This is a genomic window from Streptomyces tropicalis, from assembly GCF_029269835.1.
GTDB classification, from domain to species: domain Bacteria; phylum Actinomycetota; class Actinomycetes; order Streptomycetales; family Streptomycetaceae; genus Streptomyces; species Streptomyces tropicalis.
The window spans coordinates 8,823-26,929 of the sequence record NZ_JARJBB010000006.1; the positions used below are offsets into that span (position 1 = coordinate 8,823).

At 72.4% G+C, this 18,107-nt stretch carries 16 protein-coding genes; 1 reads left to right on the forward strand and 15 read right to left on the reverse strand.

Translation table 11 applies throughout. The annotated features are described in order from the left end of the window. Positions 1-103: 103 nt before the first annotated feature. The 6 genes from carB to pyrR form a co-directional block, all read right to left on the reverse strand. On the reverse strand, positions 104-3,412 hold the full coding sequence (carB, locus tag P3H78_RS13835) for a carbamoyl-phosphate synthase large subunit (protein WP_276109251.1): 3,309 nt from the start codon (positions 3,410-3,412) through the stop codon (positions 104-106). Then, complete coding sequence (carA, locus tag P3H78_RS13840; RefSeq protein WP_276109252.1) at positions 3,405-4,550, reverse strand: glutamine-hydrolyzing carbamoyl-phosphate synthase small subunit; 1,146 nt, start codon at positions 4,548-4,550, stop codon at positions 3,405-3,407. The genes carB and carA overlap by 8 nt, the downstream gene beginning before the upstream one ends. Continuing rightward, positions 4,547-5,140: a PH-like domain-containing protein gene (locus tag P3H78_RS13845; RefSeq protein ID WP_276109253.1), complete on the reverse strand. Its 594-nt coding sequence runs from the start codon at positions 5,138-5,140 to the stop codon at positions 4,547-4,549. Before P3H78_RS13845 ends, carA begins: the two co-directional genes overlap by 4 nt. After that, positions 5,137-6,432, reverse strand: coding sequence for a dihydroorotase (locus P3H78_RS13850; RefSeq protein WP_276109254.1), 1,296 nt, complete (start codon positions 6,430-6,432; stop codon positions 5,137-5,139). Before P3H78_RS13850 ends, P3H78_RS13845 begins: the two co-directional genes overlap by 4 nt. 5 nt (positions 6,433-6,437) lie before the next feature. Further along, a complete protein-coding gene (locus P3H78_RS13855) occupies positions 6,438-7,433 on the reverse strand; it encodes an aspartate carbamoyltransferase catalytic subunit (RefSeq protein WP_276109255.1) in 996 nt (331 codons plus the stop codon). Between the two features lie 122 nt (positions 7,434-7,555). Continuing rightward, positions 7,556-8,128: a bifunctional pyr operon transcriptional regulator/uracil phosphoribosyltransferase PyrR gene (gene pyrR, locus P3H78_RS13860; RefSeq protein WP_276109256.1), complete on the reverse strand. Its 573-nt coding sequence runs from the start codon at positions 8,126-8,128 to the stop codon at positions 7,556-7,558. Between the two features lie 253 nt (positions 8,129-8,381). Here pyrR and bldD point away from each other — a divergent pair, with 253 nt between their 5' ends. After that, positions 8,382-8,885 (forward strand): transcriptional regulator BldD, encoded by a 504-nt coding sequence (bldD, locus tag P3H78_RS13865; RefSeq protein WP_276109257.1) that lies wholly within the window; start codon positions 8,382-8,384, stop codon positions 8,883-8,885. Positions 8,886-9,008: 123 nt separating this feature from the next. On the opposite strand, the gene nusB is transcribed toward bldD, so the two are convergent. The 9 genes from nusB to mltG all read right to left on the reverse strand — a co-directional run bounded on the left by nusB (position 9,009) and on the right by mltG (position 18,095). After that, positions 9,009-9,443 carry a transcription antitermination factor NusB gene (nusB, locus tag P3H78_RS13870; protein WP_276109258.1) on the reverse strand — a complete coding sequence of 145 codons (435 nt, stop codon included), beginning with the start codon at positions 9,441-9,443 and terminating at the stop codon, positions 9,009-9,011. A gap of 2 nt (positions 9,444-9,445) precedes the next feature. Continuing rightward, complete coding sequence (efp, locus tag P3H78_RS13875) at positions 9,446-10,012, reverse strand: elongation factor P (protein WP_276109259.1); 567 nt, start codon at positions 10,010-10,012, stop codon at positions 9,446-9,448. A 56-nt stretch (positions 10,013-10,068) separates the two neighbouring features. Further along, the gene (locus P3H78_RS13880; protein ID WP_276109260.1) at positions 10,069-11,175 is read right to left on the reverse strand and encodes an aminopeptidase P family protein; all 1,107 of its coding nucleotides are present in this window, start codon (positions 11,173-11,175) and stop codon (positions 10,069-10,071) included. 261 nt (positions 11,176-11,436) lie between these two features. Continuing rightward, positions 11,437-12,372 (reverse strand): Pro-rich N-terminal domain-containing protein, encoded by a 936-nt coding sequence (locus tag P3H78_RS13885; protein WP_276109261.1) that lies wholly within the window; start codon positions 12,370-12,372, stop codon positions 11,437-11,439. A 162-nt stretch (positions 12,373-12,534) separates the two neighbouring features. Continuing rightward, entirely contained in the window at positions 12,535-13,626 is a 1,092-nt protein-coding gene (gene aroB, locus P3H78_RS13890) for a 3-dehydroquinate synthase (RefSeq protein WP_276109262.1), read from the reverse strand. Next, positions 13,623-14,141, reverse strand: a complete 519-nt coding sequence (locus tag P3H78_RS13895) for a shikimate kinase (RefSeq protein ID WP_276109263.1) — start codon at positions 14,139-14,141, stop codon at positions 13,623-13,625. Before P3H78_RS13895 ends, aroB begins: the two co-directional genes overlap by 4 nt. Next, on the reverse strand, positions 14,138-15,322 hold the full coding sequence (gene aroC / locus P3H78_RS13900; RefSeq protein ID WP_276109264.1) for a chorismate synthase: 1,185 nt from the start codon (positions 15,320-15,322) through the stop codon (positions 14,138-14,140). The genes P3H78_RS13895 and aroC overlap by 4 nt, the downstream gene beginning before the upstream one ends. Positions 15,323-15,559: 237 nt before the next feature. Then, a complete protein-coding gene (locus P3H78_RS13905; RefSeq protein WP_276109265.1) occupies positions 15,560-16,399 on the reverse strand; it encodes a shikimate dehydrogenase in 840 nt (279 codons plus the stop codon). Beyond that, on the reverse strand, positions 16,380-18,095 hold the full coding sequence (gene mltG, locus P3H78_RS13910; protein WP_276109266.1) for an endolytic transglycosylase MltG: 1,716 nt from the start codon (positions 18,093-18,095) through the stop codon (positions 16,380-16,382). The genes P3H78_RS13905 and mltG overlap by 20 nt, the downstream gene beginning before the upstream one ends. Positions 18,096-18,107 lie beyond the last annotated feature (12 nt).

Sequence of the window (18,107 nt, forward strand, 5' to 3'; positions counted from 1 at the left end):
TCGTGCGTCCTCGTACGGCCTCGTGGAGCGGCCTCGTGAAGGGGCCTCGTGAAGGGGCCTCGTGAAGAGGGGGACACCGTTTCCGGTGTCCCCCTCGGGGCTGCTAGTCGCGGGCCGCGGTCAGGAACTCCGCGTGTTCCTGGAGCGAGCTGACGCCGACGTCGCCGTGGTTGAGGGCGTCGATGCCCTGGACCGCGGCGGCCAGCGCCTGCACCGTCGTCAGGCACGGCACGGACCGCGCCACGGCGGCGGTGCGGATCTCGTAGCCGTCGAGACGGCCACCGGTGCCGTACGGGGTGTTCACGATGAGGTCGACCTCGCCGTCGTGGATGAGCTGGACGATGGTCCGCTCGCCGTCCGGGCCGGGGCCCTGGGACTGCTTGCGCACGACGGTGGCGTTGATGCCGTTGCGCCGGAGGACCTCGGCGGTGCCGGAGGTGGCGAGCAGCTCGAAGCCGTGGGCGACCAGCTCGCGCGCCGGGAAGATCATCGACCGCTTGTCCCGGTTGGCGACCGAGATGAAGGCGCGGCCCTTGGTGGGCAGCGGGCCGTAGGCGCCCGCCTGCGACTTCGCGTACGCCGTGCCGAAGACGGAGTCGATGCCCATGACCTCGCCGGTGGAGCGCATCTCCGGGCCGAGCACGGTGTCGACGCCGCGGCCCTGGATGTCCCGGAAGCGGGTCCACGGCATGACCGCCTCCTTGACGGAGATCGGCGCGTCCAGCGGCATGGTGCCGCCGTCGCCGGTCCTCGGCAGCAGTCCCTCGGCGCGCAGCTGGGCGATCGTCGCGCCCAGGGAGATCCGGGCGGCGGCCTTCGCCAGCGGCACCGCGGTCGCCTTCGAGGTGAAGGGGACGGTGCGCGAGGCGCGCGGGTTGGCCTCCAGGACGTAGAGGATGTCTCCGGCCAGGGCGAACTGGATGTTGATCAGACCGCGGACGCCGACGCCCTTGGCGATGCCCTCGGTGGAGGCGCGCAGGCGCTTGATGTCGTGCGCCCCGAGCGTGATCGGCGGCAGGGCGCACGCCGAGTCGCCGGAGTGGATGCCGGCCTCCTCGATGTGCTCCATCACGCCGCCGAGGAAGAGCTCCTCGCCGTCGTAGAGCGCGTCGACGTCGATCTCGATGGCGTCGTCGAGGAAGCGGTCGACCAGGACCGGGCGGGAGGGGCTGATCTCGGTGGACTCGGCGATGTACGCCTCCAGGCGCGCCTCGTCGTAGACGATCTCCATGCCGCGGCCGCCGAGGACGTACGACGGCCGGACGAGGACCGGGTAACCGATCTCGTCGGCGATGGCCTTGGCCTGGGCGAAGGTGGTGGCGGTGCCGTGCTTGGGGGCGGGCAGGCCGGCCTCCGCGAGGACGCGGCCGAAGGCGCCGCGGTCCTCGGCGGCGTGGATCGCCTCGGGCGAGGTGCCGACGACCGGCACGCCGTTGTCCTTGAGCGCCTGGGCCAGGCCCAGCGGGGTCTGCCCGCCGAGCTGCACCACGACACCGGCGACGGGGCCGGCCAGGCGCTCGGCGTGGACGATCTCCAGGACGTCCTCCAGCGTGAGCGGCTCGAAGTACAGCCGGTCGGAGGTGTCGTAGTCGGTGGAGACGGTCTCCGGGTTGCAGTTGACCATCACGGTCTCGAACCCGGCGTCGGACAGCGCGAAGGAGGCGTGCACGCAGGAGTAGTCGAACTCGATGCCCTGGCCGATGCGGTTGGGCCCGGAGCCGAGGATGATCACCGCGGGCTTCTCGCGGGGCGCGACCTCGCTCTCCTCGTCGTAGGAGGAGTAGAAGTACGGCGTCTGCGCGGCGAACTCGGCGGCGCAGGTGTCGACCGTCTTGTAGACGGGGCGGATGCCGAGCGCGTGGCGGACCTCGCGCACGACGTCCTCACGCAGTCCGCGGATCTCGCCGATCTGGTGGTCGGAGAAGCCGTGCCGCTTGGCCTCGGTGAAGAGGTCGGCGGTCAGCTCGGGCGCCTCGGCCAGCTCGTCCGCGATCTCCTTGATCAGGAAGAGCTGGTCCACGAACCACGGGTCGATCTTCGTGAACGCGAAGACCTCCTCCGGGGTGGCGCCGGCGCGGACGGCCTGCATGACGGTGTTGATGCGGCCGTCGGTGGGCCGGACCGCCGCGCGCAGCAGCTCGTCCTTGTCGCCGGGGTCGCCGGTGAAGGTGAACTGGCTGCCCTTCTTCTCCAGCGAGCGCAGGGCCTTCTGGAACGCCTCGGTGAAGTTGCGGCCGATGGCCATGGCCTCGCCGACCGACTTCATGGTGGTGGTCAGCGTGGAGTCGGCCTGGGGGAACTTCTCGAACGCGAACCGGGGCGCCTTGACGACCACGTAGTCGAGCGAGGGCTCGAAGGAGGCCGGGGTCTCCCGCGTGATGTCGTTCGGGATCTCGTCGAGGGTGTAGCCGACGGCGAGCCGGGCGGCGATCTTCGCGATCGGGAAGCCGGTGGCCTTCGAGGCGAGCGCGGAGGAGCGCGACACGCGCGGGTTCATCTCGATGACGATGACCCGGCCGTCCTCGGGGTTCACCGCGAACTGGATGTTGCAGCCGCCGGTGTCGACGCCGACCTCGCGGATGACGGCGATGCCGACGTCCCGAAGGATCTGGTACTCGCGGTCGGTCAGCGTCATCGCCGGGGCGACGGTGATCGAGTCGCCGGTGTGCACGCCCATCGGATCGAAGTTCTCGATGGAGCAGACCACCACGACGTTGTCGTGCTTGTCGCGCATCAGCTCCAGCTCGTACTCCTTCCAGCCGAGGATGGACTCCTCCAGGAGCACCTCGGTGGTCGGGGAGAGCGTGAGGCCCTGGCCGGCGATCCGGCGCAGCTCCTCCTCGTCGTGCGCGAAGCCGGAGCCGGCGCCGCCCATGGTGAAGGAGGGGCGGACCACGACCGGGTAGCCGCCGAGCCGGTCGACGCCCGCGAGGACGTCGTCCATGGTGTGGCAGATGACGGAGCGGGCGGACTCGCCGTGGCCGATCTTCTGCCGGACGGCCTCCACGACGTTCTTGAACTGGTCGCGGTCCTCGCCCTTGTGGATGGCCTCCACGTTGGCACCGATCAGCTCGACGCCGTACTTCTGCAGGACGCCGTTCTCGTGCAGGGAGATCGCCGTGTTGAGGGCCGTCTGGCCGCCCAGGGTGGGCAGCAAGGCGTCCGGCTGCTCCTTGGCGATGATCTTCTCGACGAACTCGGGGGTGATCGGCTCCACGTAGGTGGCGTCGGCGATCTCCGGGTCGGTCATGATCGTCGCCGGGTTGGAGTTCACCAGGACGACCCGCAGGCCCTCGGACTTGAGGACGCGGCACGCCTGGGTGCCGGAGTAGTCGAACTCGGCGGCCTGGCCGATGACGATCGGGCCGGAGCCGATGACCAGGACGGACTGGATATCGGTGCGCTTAGGCACGCTGGCCCTCCATCAGGGAAACGAAGCGGTCGAACAGGTAGGCGGCGTCGTGCGGGCCCGCGGCCGCTTCGGGGTGGTACTGGACGCTGAAGGCCGGCTTGTCGAGGAGGCGGAGGCCCTCCACCACGTCGTCGTTGAGGCAGACGTGGGAGACCTCGACCCGGCCGTGCGGGGTGTCGGTGACGCGGTCGGTGGGCGCGTCGACGGCGAAGCCGTGGTTGTGCGCGGTGACCTCGACCTTGCCGGTCGTGCGGTCCTGCACCGGCTGGTTGATGCCCCGGTGGCCGTACTTCAGCTTGTAGGTGCCGAAGCCGAGCGCGCGGCCGAGGATCTGGTTGCCGAAGCAGATGCCGAACAGCGGGGTGCCGCGCTCCAGCACGCCCCGCATCACGGAGACCGGGTGGTCGGCGGTGGCCGGGTCGCCCGGGCCGTTGGAGAAGAACACGCCGTCGGGGGCGACCGCGTAGATGTCCTCGACAGTGGCGGTGGCGGGCAGGACGTGCACCTCGATGCCGCGCTCGGCCATGCGGCGCGGGGTCATGCCCTTGATGCCGAGGTCGACGGCGGCGACGGTGTACTTCTTCTCGCCGATCGCCGGGACGACGTACGCCTCCTTGGTCGCGACCTCGGCGGACAGGTCGGCGCCCTTCATCTCGGGGGTCTGGCGGACCTCGGCCAGCATGGTGCCCTCGTCGGGCAGCGCGTTGCCGGAGAAGATGCCGACGCGCATGGCGCCACGCTCACGCAGGTGGCGGGTGAGGGCGCGGGTGTCGATGCCGCTGATGCCCACGACGCCCTGGTGGCGCAGTTCCTCGTCCAGCGAGCGCTTGGCGCGCCAGTTGGACGGCACGCGTGCGGGGTCGCGGACCACGTAGCCGGAGACCCAGATCCGCCCGGACTCGGGGTCCTCGTCGTTGACGCCGGTGTTGCCGACGTGCGGGGCGGTCATGACGACGACCTGGCGGTGGTACGACGGGTCGGTGAGGGTCTCCTGGTAGCCGGTCATGCCGGTGGAGAAAACGGCCTCGCCGAACGTCTCCCCCACGGCCCCGTAGGCGCGGCCGCGGAAGAAGCGGCCGTCCTCCAGGACGAGGACGGCGGGAACCTTCGGTGCGGTTCCCCTGCTGGAGGTGGTCATCGTTCGGCGCCTTCCGTGGTGTTCTTCTCGATCATGGTGGTGAGGGCGGCGACCCACTCGGTGTGCTCGGCCGAGCGGTCGGAGCGGAACCCGGAGTCGATCAGCCGTTCACCGTGCTCCCAGGTCACCACCAGCAGGCCGCCCTCGGTGAGGACCTTGCCGGCGATGCCCTTGTCGAGCCGCGCGCCGCGCAGCCGGGCGGCCGGGACGAAGAAGTCCTCGGCACCGGGGCGCACGACGTCCAGGCCCGCGTCGGTCAGGGTGAGCTCGGCCCGGCTGCGGGTGCCGAGTCCGCGGGCCACGATCCGGTCCAGCCACTGCCCGGCCGTGGTCGAGCCGTGGTAGCGGCCGCTCATGGTCAGTGTCGCCTCGCCGGGCGTGTCGGGCGCGGTGGGCAACTCCGGCAGGTCCCCCTGGAGAGTGCCGCGCCACTTCCAGCCCTCGCGCATCAGCCAGTAGACCAGGGCGACGAAGAGGGCCAGACCGACGAGCCAGCCGATCCGGGCGGCCCAGTCGGTGACCGCGGCCGACTTCCGTTCGGCGGCGAGGGGGGCCGCGAGGCGGGCGGCGAGCAGAGTTGCTGGTGTCACGTGAGCTTCCCGTCGACGAGCGTGGCCTTGCCCCGCAGCCAGGTGTGGGTGACACGGCCCGGCAGCTCGCGTCCCGCGTACGGGGTGTTGCGGCTGCGCGAGGCGAAGCCCGCGGGGTCCACCTGCCCACGGTATGCCGTGTCGACCAGGGTGAGGTTCGCGGGCTCGCCGGCCGAGACGGGGCGGCCGTGGCCGGTGGCCCGCCCGATCTGCGCCGGCCGGACGGACATGCGGTCGGCGACGCCGGCCCAGTCCAGCAGCCCGGTGTCGACCATGGTCTCCTGGACCACCGACAGCGCGGTCTCCAGGCCGACCATGCCCATGGCGGCCGCGGCCCACTCGCAGTCCTTGTCCTCGTGCGGGTGCGGGGCGTGGTCGGTGGCGACGATGTCGATCGTGCCGTCGGCGAGCGCCTCGCGCAGGGCCATCACGTCGCGGTCGGTGCGCAGCGGCGGGTTGACCTTGTAGACCGGGTTGTAGGAGCGCACCATCTCGTCGGTGAGGAGCAGGTGGTGCGGGGTCACCTCGGCGGTGACGTCGATGCCGCGGGACTTGGCCCAGCGGACGATCTCCACCGACCCGGCCGTGGACAGGTGGCAGATGTGGACGCGGGAGCCGACGTGCTCGGCGAGCAGGACGTCCCGCGCGATGATCGACTCCTCGGCGACGGCCGGCCAGCCGCCGAGCCCCAGCTCGGCGGAGACGACGCCCTCGTTCATCTGGGCGCCCTCGGTCAGCCGCGGCTCCTGCGCGTGCTGGGCGACGACGCCGCCGAAGGCCTTCACGTACTCCAGCGCCCGGCGCATGATCACCGCGTCGTCGACGCACTTGCCGTCATCGGAGAAGACGGTGACGCCGGCCGCCGAGTCGTGCATGGCGCCCAGCTCGGCGAGCTTCCGGCCCTCCAGGCCCACGGTGACGGCGCCGATGGGCTGGACGTCGCAGTACCCGTGCTCGCGGCCGAGCCGGTAGACCTGCTCGACCACGCCGGCGGTGTCGGCGACCGGGAAGGTGTTGGCCATGGCGAACACGGCGGTGTAGCCGCCGGACGCGGCGGCGCGGGTGCCGGTGAGGACGGTCTCGGAGTCCTCGCGGCCGGGCTCGCGCAGGTGGGTGTGGAGGTCGACCAGGCCGGGGAGCAGCACCTTGCCGCCGGCCTCGACGATCTCGGCGCCCTCCCCCGCCTCGGCCGCGAGGTCGGGGCCGACGGCGGCGACGGTGCCGCCGTCGATCAGGACGTCCCCGGGCTCGCCGCCGAGCACCTTCGCACCACGGATCAGGATCTTGCTCATGGGGGTCACTTCTCCTCGGTACGGGTGTGGGTGGCGGCGGGCGCGTTCTTCGTGTCGAACACGGCGCCCCCGAGCAGCAGGTACAGCACGGCCATCCGGATGGAGACGCCGTTGGCGACCTGCTCGACGGCGGTGCAGCGCGGGGAGTCGGCGACCTCGGCGGTGATCTCCATGCCGCGGACCATCGGGCCGGGGTGCATCACGACGGCGTGCTCGGGCAGTCTCGCCATCCGCTCGCCGTCGAGGCCGTAGCGCCGGGAGTACTCGCGCTCGGTCGGGAAGAAGGCGGCGTTCATGCGCTCGCGCTGGACGCGCAGCATCATCACCGCGTCGGACTTGCTGAGTGTGCTGTCGAGGTCGTAGGAGACCTCGCAGGGCCAGGAGCCGACGCCGACCGGCAGCAGGGTGGGCGGCGCGACGAGGACGACCTCGGCGCCGAGGGTGTGCAGCAGGTCGACGTTGGAACGGGCGACCCGGCTGTGCAGGATGTCGCCGACGAGGGTGACGCGGCGGCCGGCGAGGTCCTGGCCCAGCCCGGCGTCGCGGCCGACGAGGCGGCGGCGCAGGGTGAAGGCGTCGAGCAGCGCCTGGGTGGGGTGCTGGTGGGTGCCGTCGCCGGCGTTGATGACGGCGGCGTCGATCCAGCCCGAGTTCGCCAGGCGGTACGGGGCTCCGGAGGCGCCGTGCCGGATGACCACGGCGTCCACGCCCATGGCCTCCAGGGTCTGCGCGGTGTCCTTCAGGGACTCGCCCTTGGAGACGCTGGAGCCCTTGGCGGTGAAGTTGATGACGTCCGCGGACAGCCGCTTCTCGGCGGCCTCGAAGGAGATGCGGGTGCGGGTGGAGTCCTCGAAGAAGAGGTTGACGACCGTGCGGCCGCGCAGGGTCGGCAGTTTCTTGATCGGCCGGTCGGCGACCCGGGCCATCTCCTCGGCGGTGTCGAGGATCAGGACGGCGTCGTCGCGGGTGAGGTCGGCGGCCGAGATGAGATGACGCTGCATCTGTCAGGCTCCGTAAGGCAGTTCATGCGGGAAGCGGGGGCCCGGAGTGTCCCCGGAAGGCGCAGCCGGGCAGGCGGGGGCGCGGCGGCACGGCACGCGTCGGCGCGCCGTGCGCCGGGGTGTTACGGCTGCTCGCCCGGTGCGGCCGGCTTGGCGCCGAGCAGCACGGTGTCGCGGCCGTCCTCCTCGGCGAGCTGGACCTTGACCGTCTCCCGCAGCGACGTGGGGAGGTTCTTGCCGACGTAGTCGGCGCGGATGGGCAGTTCGCGGTGGCCCCGGTCGACGAGGACCGCGAGCTGCACGGAGCGCGGGCGCCCGATGTCGTTCAGGGCGTCGAGGGCGGCGCGGATGGTGCGGCCTGAGAAGAGCACGTCGTCGACGAGGACGACGAGGCGGCCGTCGATGCCGTCACCGGGGATCTCGGTGCGCGCCAGCGCACGCGGCGGGTGCATGCGCAGGTCGTCGCGGTACATGGTGATGTCGAGCGAGCCGCAGGGGACCGTGCGCTCGGTGATCTGCTCCAGTTTGACGGCGAGCCGCTGGGCGAGGAAGACGCCCCGGGTCGGGATGCCGAGGAGCACCACGTCGTCTGCGCCCTTGGCGCGCTCGACGATCTCGTGGGCGATGCGGGTCAGAACCCGCGCGATGTCGGGCCCCTCGAGAACGGGCCGCGCATCGGAGGTGTGCGTGTCCATACGAAACGGACCTCCTTCTCCGCCTCACGGGACGGACCTTAAAGGACGTCGGAATTGCGCCACACACGCTAGCAGACCCGGGCGGGTGCCTCGATCACCCCTTCGGAGCAACCGGCCGCCGCCGGGACGGAACCGGCAGTGCGGACCGTTCGGCTTGACGCGGCAGAGTAACGCTGCGTAACCTCACAGTGAGTTACCAGCCGCGCGGCGGGAATCGAAGCCGGCCGCGTCGACACAGTGTCCGGGGAGCCATATGTCCAGCGAATACGCCAAACAGCTCGGGGCCAAGCTCCGGGCGATCCGCACCCAGCAGGGCCTTTCCCTCCACGGTGTCGAGGAGAAGAGCCAGGGACGCTGGAAGGCGGTCGTGGTCGGCTCGTACGAGCGCGGCGACCGGGCCGTGACCGTGCAGCGTCTCGCCGAGCTGGCGGATTTCTACGGGGTTCCCGTGCAGGAGCTGCTGCCGGGCACCACGCCGGGCGGCGCCGCCGAGCCCCCGCCGAAGCTGGTCCTGGACCTGGAGCGGCTGGCCACCGTGCCGGCCGAGAAGGCGGGCCCGCTGCAGCGCTACGCGGCGACCATCCAGTCCCAGCGCGGTGACTACAACGGCAAGGTGCTGTCGATCCGCCAGGACGACCTGCGCACCCTCGCCGTCATCTACGACCAGTCGCCCTCGGTCCTCACCGAGCAGCTGATCAGCTGGGGCGTGCTCGACGCCGACGCGCGTCGTGCCGTCGCGTCCCACGACGAGAGCTGAGCCTCTCGCGACCTCAGCAGAAACGTGCCGTCGGGGTACGGATGTGCCGGGACACGCCGAGGGGCCCGCAGCAAGCGCGCTGCGGGCCCCTCGGTGTGTCGGCCGATCCGGGCCGCTAAGGCGTCAGACGCCGTCGCGGCGCAGCGACGGCTTGAGGTCCTTCAGGCGGCCGAGCAGCCCGTTCACGAACGAGGGCGACTCGTCCGTGGAGAACTCCTTCGCCAGCTGCACCATCTCGTCCAGGACGACGGCGTCCGGGGTCTCGTCGACCCAGATCAGCTCGTAGGCGCCGAGGCGGAGGATGTTGCGGTCGACGACCGGCATGCGATCCAGCGTCCAGCCGACCGCGTACTGGGCGATCAGCTCGTCGATGCGCGAGGCGTGCTCGGCGTACCCCTCGACGAGCTCCATCGTGTACTCGCTCACCGGCGGCTGCCGGGTGTCGGACCGGGCGTGCCGGACCCAGTCCGCGAGGACGGTCAGGACGTCGGTGCCGCGCTGGTCGCCCTCGAAGAGGATCTGGAAGGCACGCTTGCGGGCCGTGTTGCGGGCAGCCACGGTTAGCCGTTCACCCGGCCGAGGTAGTCGCTGCTCCGGGTGTCGACCTTGATCTTCTCACCGGTGGTGATGAAGAGCGGCACCTGGATCTGGTGGCCGGTCTCCAGCGTGGCGGGCTTGGTGCCGCCGGTGGAGCGGTCGCCCTGGACGCCCGGCTCGGTCTCCTGGATGGTCAGCTCGACGGCGGCGGGCAGCTCGACGAAGAGCACCTCGCCCTCGTGCTGCGCGACGGTGGCCGTGAAGCCCTCGACCAGGAAGTTCGCGGCGTCGCCGACGGCCTTGCGGTCGATGTGGAGCTGGTCGTAGGTCTCCATGTCCATGAAGACGAAGTACTCGCCGTCCATGTAGGAGAACTGCATGTCGCGCTTGTCGACGGTGGCCGATTCGACCTTGACGCCGGCGTTGAAGGTCTTGTCGACGACCTTGCCGGACAGCACGTTCTTGAGCTTGGTGCGCACGAAGGCCGGGCCCTTGCCGGGCTTGACGTGCTGGAACTCGACGACGGACCAGAGCTGGCCGCCTTCGAGCTTGAGCACCATGCCGTTCTTGAGGTCGTTCGTGGAAGCCACGGTTGCGGAATCTCCTGGACTGACGTACGACCCCGGGGCAGGCGCACAGCGCGAGGCTAGAGCGCGAGCAGCTCCTTGGTCGTGATGGTGAGTAGCTCGGGTCCGCCGTCCGCCTCGGGGCGTACGACGAGCGTGTCATCGATCCGGACGCCGCCCCGGCCCGGGAGGTGGACCCCCGGTTCGACGGTGACCGGCACGCAAGCGTCCAGTTTACCCATGGCTGCGGGAGCCAACTGCGGGTCCTCGTCGATTTCGAGTCCGACCCCGTGTCCCATGAGCGGCTGCAGCCCCTCGCCGTACCCGGCGAAGTCCAGGACCTGGCGCGCCGCGCGGTCCACGTCGCGGTAGCCGGCGCCGGGCGCGAGGGCCTCGCGGCCCGCCCGCTGGGCGGAGAACACCAGGTCGTAGAGCTGGATCTGCCAGTCCGCGGGAGAGGTGCCGATGACGAAGGTCCGGCCGATCTCGCACCGGTAGCCGCGGTAGGCGGCGCCCAGGCAGACGGAGAGGAAGTCGCCCTCCTCCACCCGGCGGTCGGTGGGACGGTGGCCGCGCCGGCCGGAATGGGGTCCGGTGGCGACGGAGGTGGGGAAGGCCGGACCGTCGGCGCCGTGGTCGACCAGCCGCCGCTCCAGCTCCAGGGCCAGATGGCGCTCGGTACGGCCGACCAGGATCGACTCCAGGAGTTCGCCGAGGGCCTGGTCGGCGATCTCGGCGCCGATGCGCAGGCAGGAGATCTCCTCCTCGTCCTTCACCACGCGGAGCTGCTCCACGGCGCAGCCGAGCGCGTCGAGGCGGAGTCCGGGCGCGGCAGCGGCCAGTTCGCGGTGGCGGGCCACGGTGAGGTGGTGCTCCTCGACGGCCAGGGAGTCGGCGCCCTGGTTCTGGGCGAGTTCGGCGGCGGCGACGGCGGCGTCGGCCGCGGGACGGGACAGCAGCTGCGCGCGCAGCGCGTCGTCCGGGCGGCCCTCGTGCGGCCGGTCGTCCGGCGGACTCGTGCAGACCAGCAGGTCCTCGCGCTTTCCGAGGAGCAGGACGGCACCCAGCGGGGCGGCCCCCGCCAGGTACCGCACGTTGGCGGGACGGGTCACCAGCGCCGCGGCGCTGCCGCCCGCGTTGCAGTGCTCCCGGAGCCGGGTCCGGCGGGCCGCGTACACCTCTGACATGACCCGAGCGTAAGAGCGCGGGCGGGATGGCGCCGCCGGGGAGGGCCGAGTGGGCGTTCCCCGGGACCGCCGACCGCGCCACCGCCGACCGCGCCGCGGCCGTTCACGCAGGCCGGAGGGGGTGGCGGAGGAAGGGCGAGGGCCGCCGCGAGCATCGTGGGCAGTGGGCCGGCCTGCGGAGCCGGCGGCGGGCCGGGAGGTTCGGCCGTCCGCCCGCCCGCGCCGCGGCGGAACGGTTTTGCTGGGTGGGTGAGGGGGACGTCACCACTGGGGAGGGCTGGCGATCGCCCGGGCCAGTGCCTCGTCCAGGAGGCGGGCCGTGGCGGGGACGTCCAGCTGGGAGTTGTCGATGATGGGGAGGCCCGAGCCGTACCAGCCCGCCATGCGGCCGTGGATGCGGGCCACCTCCTCGTCGCTGAGGCGGCGGTTGCCGGAGCGCTCCGCGTTGCGTTCCAGGACGACGTCCAGGCCCGGCAGGAGGACGATCGGCAGCAGGCCGGGCCCGACGTGCCGCTTCCAGCCGCCGAGGCCGACGACCGGGCGGTCCGGGAAGACGGCGTCGTCGAGGATGCACGAGATGCCGTTGGCCAGGAAGTTGCGCGCGGCGAACCCGCAGGTGCGGCGGGCGAGTCGGTACTGGGCCTCGGAGTGGTCGTTCCACCCGGACTGGGGGTCGGCGAAACCGGAGCGGACCCATTCGCGGACGTCGTCGAGGCTGATGTGCGCGGTGGGCACCCGGCGCGTCTCGGCCCAGTACTGGGCGACGCTCGTCTTGCCGGCCCCCGCCGGTCCGATGAGCAGCACCGCGAGCGTGGTCGTCGTCGGGTCGGGCGCGGTCTGCGCGGGCGGCACGCTGGGCACGGCGACCGGGCCGCCCGGCGGCAGCTGCACATGCCCGGTGACGTCCGGGACGGGCGGTGCGGGCGGCGGGACCTGCGGCCCGGGCGGCGGGACCGGCCCGGGGGAAGGCACCGGCGCGCCGCGGCCGGCGGCGGGGGGATGCGGGGCGTGGGGTCCCGGCGCGACGCCCTGGTACCCCGGGACAGGGGGCGCCGGGGGCACGGGTGCGGCGCCCTGGAGCGGGTCCGGGTGGGCGCCCGGGTGCGGTCCCGGGTGGTGCGCGGCCGACGGCCAGCCGGTGGCCGGTCCGTGCCCCGGCTGGTGGGGCGGCAGCGGACTCCCCCCTGCGTGCTGCATCCGGTGCCACTCCGTCTCGTACAAGGCAATGGGCCTGGCTGCGGGGCGGGCCCGCTTGCTACCGAACGGTACCGCCCCCGGCCGTCCTTTGGTGAACGGCCGGGGGCGGCACGAAGTGCCCGGCGCCGGAAGGCGAAACGGACGGACGGCGCGAGCCGGGACCTACTGCCCGACCTCGCCGTACGCGGCGAGCAGCACCGCCGGGTCCGGTCCCTCCAGGACGGTCGGCCTGCCGAGCGCGTCGAGGACGATGAAGCGGAGCAGGTCGCCGCGGGACTTCTTGTCGACCTTCATCGTCTCCAGCAGCTTGGGCCACTGGTCGTAGCGGTAGTGGAGCGGCAGTCCCACGGCCTCGAGGACCGTCCGGTGGCGGTCCGCCGTCGCGTCGTCCAGCCGGCCCGCCAGGCGGCCCAGTTCGGCGGCGAAGTGCATGCCCACGGCGACCGCGGCGCCGTGCCGCCACTTGTACCGCTCGTTCTTCTCGATGGCGTGCCCGAGGGTGTGCCCGTAGTTGAGGATCTCCCGCAGGCCGGACTCCTTCAGGTCGGAGGAGACCACGTCGGCCTTGACCCGGATGGAGCGCTCGATCAGTTCGGCGGTGTGCGGGCCCGCCGGGGTGCGGGCGGCCCCGGGGTCGGACTCGATCAGGTCGAGGATGACCGGGTCGGCGATGAAGCCGGCCTTGATGACCTCGGCGAGACCGGAGACGTAGTCGTTGACCGGGAGGGAGTCCAGCGCCGCCAGGTCGCACAGCACGCCCGCCGGCGGGTGGAAGGCTCCCACCAGATTCTTGCCCTCGGCGGTGTTGATGCCGGTCTTGCCGCCGACCGCCGCGTCGACCATGGCGAGCACGGTCGTCGGAATGGCGATCCAGCGCACCCCGCGCAGCCAGGTGGCGGCCACGAACCCGGCGAGGTCCGTGGTCGCGCCGCCGCCCACGCCGACGATGACGTCGGTACGGGTGAACCCGGACTGGCCCAGGGCCTTCCAGCAGTAGGCGGCGACCTCGGCGGTCTTGGCCTCCTCCGCGTTCGGCACCTGGACGGCGACGGCCTCGTACCCCTGCGCGGCAAGGTCGGCGCGCAGCGCGTCGCCGGTCTCGGCGAGCGCCTCGGGGTGGATCACGGCGACCCGCTTGGCCTTCTCGCCGACCAGTCCGGCCAGCTCGCCCAGCAGCTGCCGGCCGACCAGCACGTCGTAGGGGTCGGTGCCCGCCGTGCCGCCGATGGGGATCCGCGTCACTGCCTCGCTCATGCTTCCTTCAACTCCAGTGCGTCCAGGACGGCTCGGGCGACCTCGTCGGGCGTGCGGCCGTCGGTGGCCACCACCGCGGTGGCGACCTCCTCGTACAGCGGGCGGCGGGCCTCCATCAGCTCGCGCCACTGGCGGCGCGGGTTGACGGCGAGCAGCGGCCGGGCCGCGTTCAGGCCGGTGCGCCGGACCGCCTCCTCCACGTCCATCGACAGGTAGACGACGCGGTGGGCGGCGAGCCGGGCCCGGGTCCCGTCGTCGAGGACGGCGCCGCCGCCCAGGGCGAGGACGCCGTCGTGGCCGGCCAGCGCCGCGTGCACCGCCTGCCGTTCGAGGGCGCGGAAGGCCGGCTCGCCGTCGTCGACGAAGATCTCCGCGACGGTGCGGCCCTCGGCGGTCACGATGTCGTCGTCGGTGTCGCGGTAGGCGACGCCGAGGCGGTCGGCCAGCAGCCGCCCGACGGTGGACTTGCCCACCCCCATCGGCCCGACCAGGACGACGACCGGGACCCCGGTCACCGGATCTCCAGGTGGTCCAGGAAGGACCGCACGTTGCGCCGGGTCTCGGCCACGCTGTCGCCGCCGAACTTCTCCGCGACCGCGTCCGCCAGCACCAGGGCCACCATCGCCTCGGCGACGATGCCGGCGGCCGGGACCGCGCACACGTCGGAGCGCTGGTGGTGGGCCTGCGCCTCCTCGCCGGTGGCGACGTCGATGGTCCGCAGGGCCCGCGGGACGGTCGCGATCGGCTTCATGGCGGCGCGCACGCGCAGCAGCTCCCCGGTGGTCAGGCCGCCCTCGGTGCCGCCGGAGCGGCCGGTGGCGCGCTTGATCCCCTCGGGGGTGGTGACGATCTCGTCGTGCGCCTTGGAGCCGGGCACCCGCGCCAGGTCGAAGCCGTCGCCGACCTCGACGCCCTTGATCGCCTGGATCCCCATCAGCGCCGCCGCCAGCCGGGCGTCCAGGCGCCGGTCCCAGTGCACGTGCGAGCCAAGGCCGACGGGCACGCCGTAGGCGAGCACCTCCACGACGCCGCCGAGGGTGTCGCCGTCCTTGTGGGCCTGGTCGATCTCCGCGACCATCGCCTTCGATGCGTCGGCGTCCAGGCAGCGCACCGGGTCCGCGTCCAGCCGCTCCACGTCCGCCGGCGTCGGGTACACGCCGTAGGGGGCCTTCGCCGCGGCCAGTTCGACCACGTGGCTGACGATCTCGATGCCGGCCGTCTCCTTCAGGTACGACCGGGCCACCGCGCCCAGCGCCACCCGCGCGGCGGTCTCCCGGGCGGAGGCGCGCTCCAGGATCGGCCGGGCCTCGTCGAAGCCGTACTTCTGCATGCCGGCCAGGTCGGCGTGGCCGGGGCGGGGGCGGGTGAGCGGGGCGTTGCGGGCGAGCTCGGCCAGCTCCGCCGGATCCACCGGATCGGCGGCCATGACCTGCTCCCACTTGGGCCACTCGGTGTTGCCCACCATCACGGCGACCGGGGAGCCGAGGGTGAGGCCGTGCCGGACGCCGCCGAGGAAGGTGACCTCGTCGCGCTCGAACTTCATCCGTGCGCCGCGGCCGTAGCCGAGCCGCCGCCGTGCGAGGTGGTCCGCCACCATCTCCGTGGTGATCGGTACGCCGGCGGGAAGGCCCTCCAGCGTGGCGACAAGTGCGGGTCCGTGGGACTCTCCCGCGGTCAGCCAACGCAACCTGCTCAACGGTGCTCCTCATGCTCGCGCCTGGTACTGCGACGGCGCGACCGGGTGCGCGGCCCGGACCCGCCGTCTTCGATCCTCCCACGTCCGGGGCCGGAGACCGGCCGCGGTCCAGGAAACGGACGCGTCCGGGCCGCGCCGGGTCGGCCGCCCCTGCCGGGTCCCCGACCGGGGCGGGCCGGTGCGGCGCCGACCGGGGGCGGTGCCCGGCGGGCGGGTGCGGCGCCGTGCGGCGCGGGGTCAGTGACCGGCGAGCGCCTTCTCACCGGCGCGGCGCATGACGTCGAGCGGGGCCGGGGCGCGGCCGGTCATCCGCTCCACCTGGAGCACGGCCTGGTGCACGAGCAGGTCGAGTCCCGAGACGACCGCCCCGCCCGCCATGGACCAGCGGGCGGCGAGGGTGGTCGGCCACGGGTCGTAGAGCACGTCGAAGAGGGCGGCGGGCCGTTCGGGGACGGAGGCGGCGAGCGCGTCGGTGGTGCCGGCCGGGGTGGTGGCCACGACGAGCGGCGCCCGCAGCGCACGGGCCGCGTCGGCCCAGTCGGCGATCCGGACGCCGACGTCCAGCCGCTCCCCCCACTGCCGCATCTCGGCGGCGCGGGCCTCGCTGCGGACGTAGGCGACGACCTCGCCGGTGCAGATGCGCGCCAGCGCAGCCAGCGCCGAGGACGCGGTGGCCCCGGCGCCGAGGATCGCGGCGGAGTCGACCTGGCCGATGCCGTGTTCGCGCAGCGCGGCGACCATGCCGGGGATGTCGGTGTTGTCGCCGAGGCGGCGGCCGTCCTCCGTGCACACCACCGTGTTGACCGCCTCGACCGAGGCCGCCGTGTCGCTGATCCCGTCCAGCAGCGGGATGACGGCCCGCTTGAGCGGCATGGTCAGCGACAGCCCCGCCCACTCCGGTCCGAGGCCGTCGAGGAAGCCGGGCAGTCCGGCCTCGTCGACCTCGAACCGGTCGTACGACCAGTTCGTGAGCCCCAGTTCCCGGTAGGCGGCCCGGTGCAGCACCGGGGAGAGGGAGTGGGCGATGGGCGACCCGAGAACGGCCGCCCGGCGGGCGTCAGTTGCCCGAACTCGCATTGAACTTGTCCTTGAGCTTCTGGAATTCGGCGTAGGTCCGGGCGAATTCGGTCTTGTTCATGCCGTCGGTGGCCACGAAGTAGATCCATCCGTCGGCGGTCGGGTTCAGCGCCGCCTTCAGCGCGTCGTCGCCCGGGTTCCCGATCGGTCCGGGCGGCAGGCCCTTGTTGGTGTACGTGTTGTACGGACTCCGGTTGCTGTTGATCTCCTTCTCGTTGATGTGGATGTTGCTCTGGCCCTTCAGGTAGTTGAAGGTCGAGTCGAACTGCAGCAACTGGTTGGTCTCGGTGTTGGTGGGCTTGAGGCGGTTGTAGACGACCTCCGCCATCTTGCGGAAGTCGTCGGGCGTCTTGCCCTCGGCCTGCACCAGGCTCGCGACGGTGACGAGCTGGAGCGGGTCCTGCAGGTTGAGCGCCTTCGCCTTCGCGGCGAGGTTGTACCGGCCGTAGGACTCGTCGGCCTGGGCGACCATCTGCTTGAGCACGGCGTCGGGCTTCATGCCCTTGGCGGCGGGATACGTGCCCGGGAAGAGGAAGCCCTCCAGCGGATCGAGGATCTTGCTGTTGTTGTTCGCCCAGTTGGGCAGGCCGAGGGCCTTGTACTGGGTGGTCGCGATCTTCTTCGTGGTGCCGGAGGCCAGGTCGAGCTGCTTGTCGACGGCCTCGTAGACCTGGGCGTTGCGCTCCCCCGGCTTCACGAGCACGTTGCTCTGGCTCTTGGGGTCGAGCATCAGCGCCAGGGCGCTCGCCGCGGACATCTGCTTGTGCAGCAGGTACGCACCCGCCTGCAGCGTCTTGCCGCGGGGGTTCTGCGACTGGGCGGCGACGAAGGCGTCCATGCTCTTGACGACGCCGGCCTCCTTGAGCTTCCGGGCGATGTCGTAGCCGCCCGCGCCCTTGGGGATCTCGACGGTCACCGTCTCGCTGGTGCCGTTGCCGGCGTAGTCCGGCGCCACGCCGAAACGATTTTGGTAGAACTGGTACCCGTAGTAGCCCGCCCCGCCCAGGCCGCCGCCCAGGACCAGCACGACCACCAGGCACGCGCAGCCGTTGCGGCGCTTCTTCCCCTTGGCCTTGCCGCCCTTGGCCTTGCCGCCGCGGCGGTCGGAGCCGAAGCGGTCGTCGGCGAGCTCGTGCTCGTCGTCCTCGTCCTGGTCGCCGCCCGTGAAGAAGGGGTGCTGCTCGTCACCGGGGCCGGCCTCGGACTCGGGGTCCCAGTCCGGGTGCGGCTCCGGCTCGGTGCGCCTGCGGCCCGGCGGCTCGGGCGGCGGGTACGCCTCGGGGGTGGCGTAGAAGTCGGGCTGCCCGCCGTCGTAGGCGACGGTCTGCTGCCCGTACGGGTCGGCCGGGTCGGCGGGGTAGGCCATCTGCGGCCCGGCGGCGGGGTGCGGGACCTGGGGCTGCGGGCCGGTGCCGTCCCAGGCACCCTGCTGATAGGGCTGTTGCGGGTGGCCCGGGTAACCGCCGTGCCCCTGGCCGTCGTACTGCGGGTACGCCTGTCCCTGCGGATGCTCCCCGCCGTACCCGGCGTGCTGCTCCTGGCTCCAGTCGCCGTACTGCGACTGCGGGTGCTGCTGCTGGCCGCCGTAGGACTGCGGGCCCGGGTGGGCCTGCTGTCCTCCCCATCCGCCGTCCCCGTACAACGGGTCCTCCGGATGCCACGGTTCGGGGCCTGGGCCCCGGCCATACTCAGTCATCGATCCCCTAGA

Bases quoted from the DNA above. Each gene is read 5' to 3' on its own strand.
- carA (WP_276109252.1), bottom strand. From the start codon at position 4,550: ATGACCACCTCCAGCAGGGGAACCGCACCGAAGGTTCCCGCCGTCCTC.
- mltG (WP_276109266.1), bottom strand. From the start codon at position 18,095: ATGACTGAGTATGGCCGGGGCCCAGGCCCCGAACCGTGGCATCCGGAG.
- pyrR (WP_276109256.1), bottom strand. From the start codon at position 8,128: ATGGACACGCACACCTCCGATGCGCGGCCCGTTCTCGAGGGGCCCGAC.
- aroB (WP_276109262.1), bottom strand. From the start codon at position 13,626: ATGAGCGAGGCAGTGACGCGGATCCCCATCGGCGGCACGGCGGGCACC.
- P3H78_RS13885 (WP_276109261.1), bottom strand. From the start codon at position 12,372: ATGCAGCACGCAGGGGGGAGTCCGCTGCCGCCCCACCAGCCGGGGCAC.
- P3H78_RS13880 (WP_276109260.1), bottom strand. From the start codon at position 11,175: ATGTCAGAGGTGTACGCGGCCCGCCGGACCCGGCTCCGGGAGCACTGC.
- bldD (WP_276109257.1), top strand. From the start codon at position 8,382: ATGTCCAGCGAATACGCCAAACAGCTCGGGGCCAAGCTCCGGGCGATC.
- P3H78_RS13850 (WP_276109254.1), bottom strand. From the start codon at position 6,432: ATGAGCAAGATCCTGATCCGTGGTGCGAAGGTGCTCGGCGGCGAGCCC.
- P3H78_RS13855 (WP_276109255.1), bottom strand. From the start codon at position 7,433: ATGCAGCGTCATCTCATCTCGGCCGCCGACCTCACCCGCGACGACGCC.
- P3H78_RS13905 (WP_276109265.1), bottom strand. From the start codon at position 16,399: ATGCGAGTTCGGGCAACTGACGCCCGCCGGGCGGCCGTTCTCGGGTCG.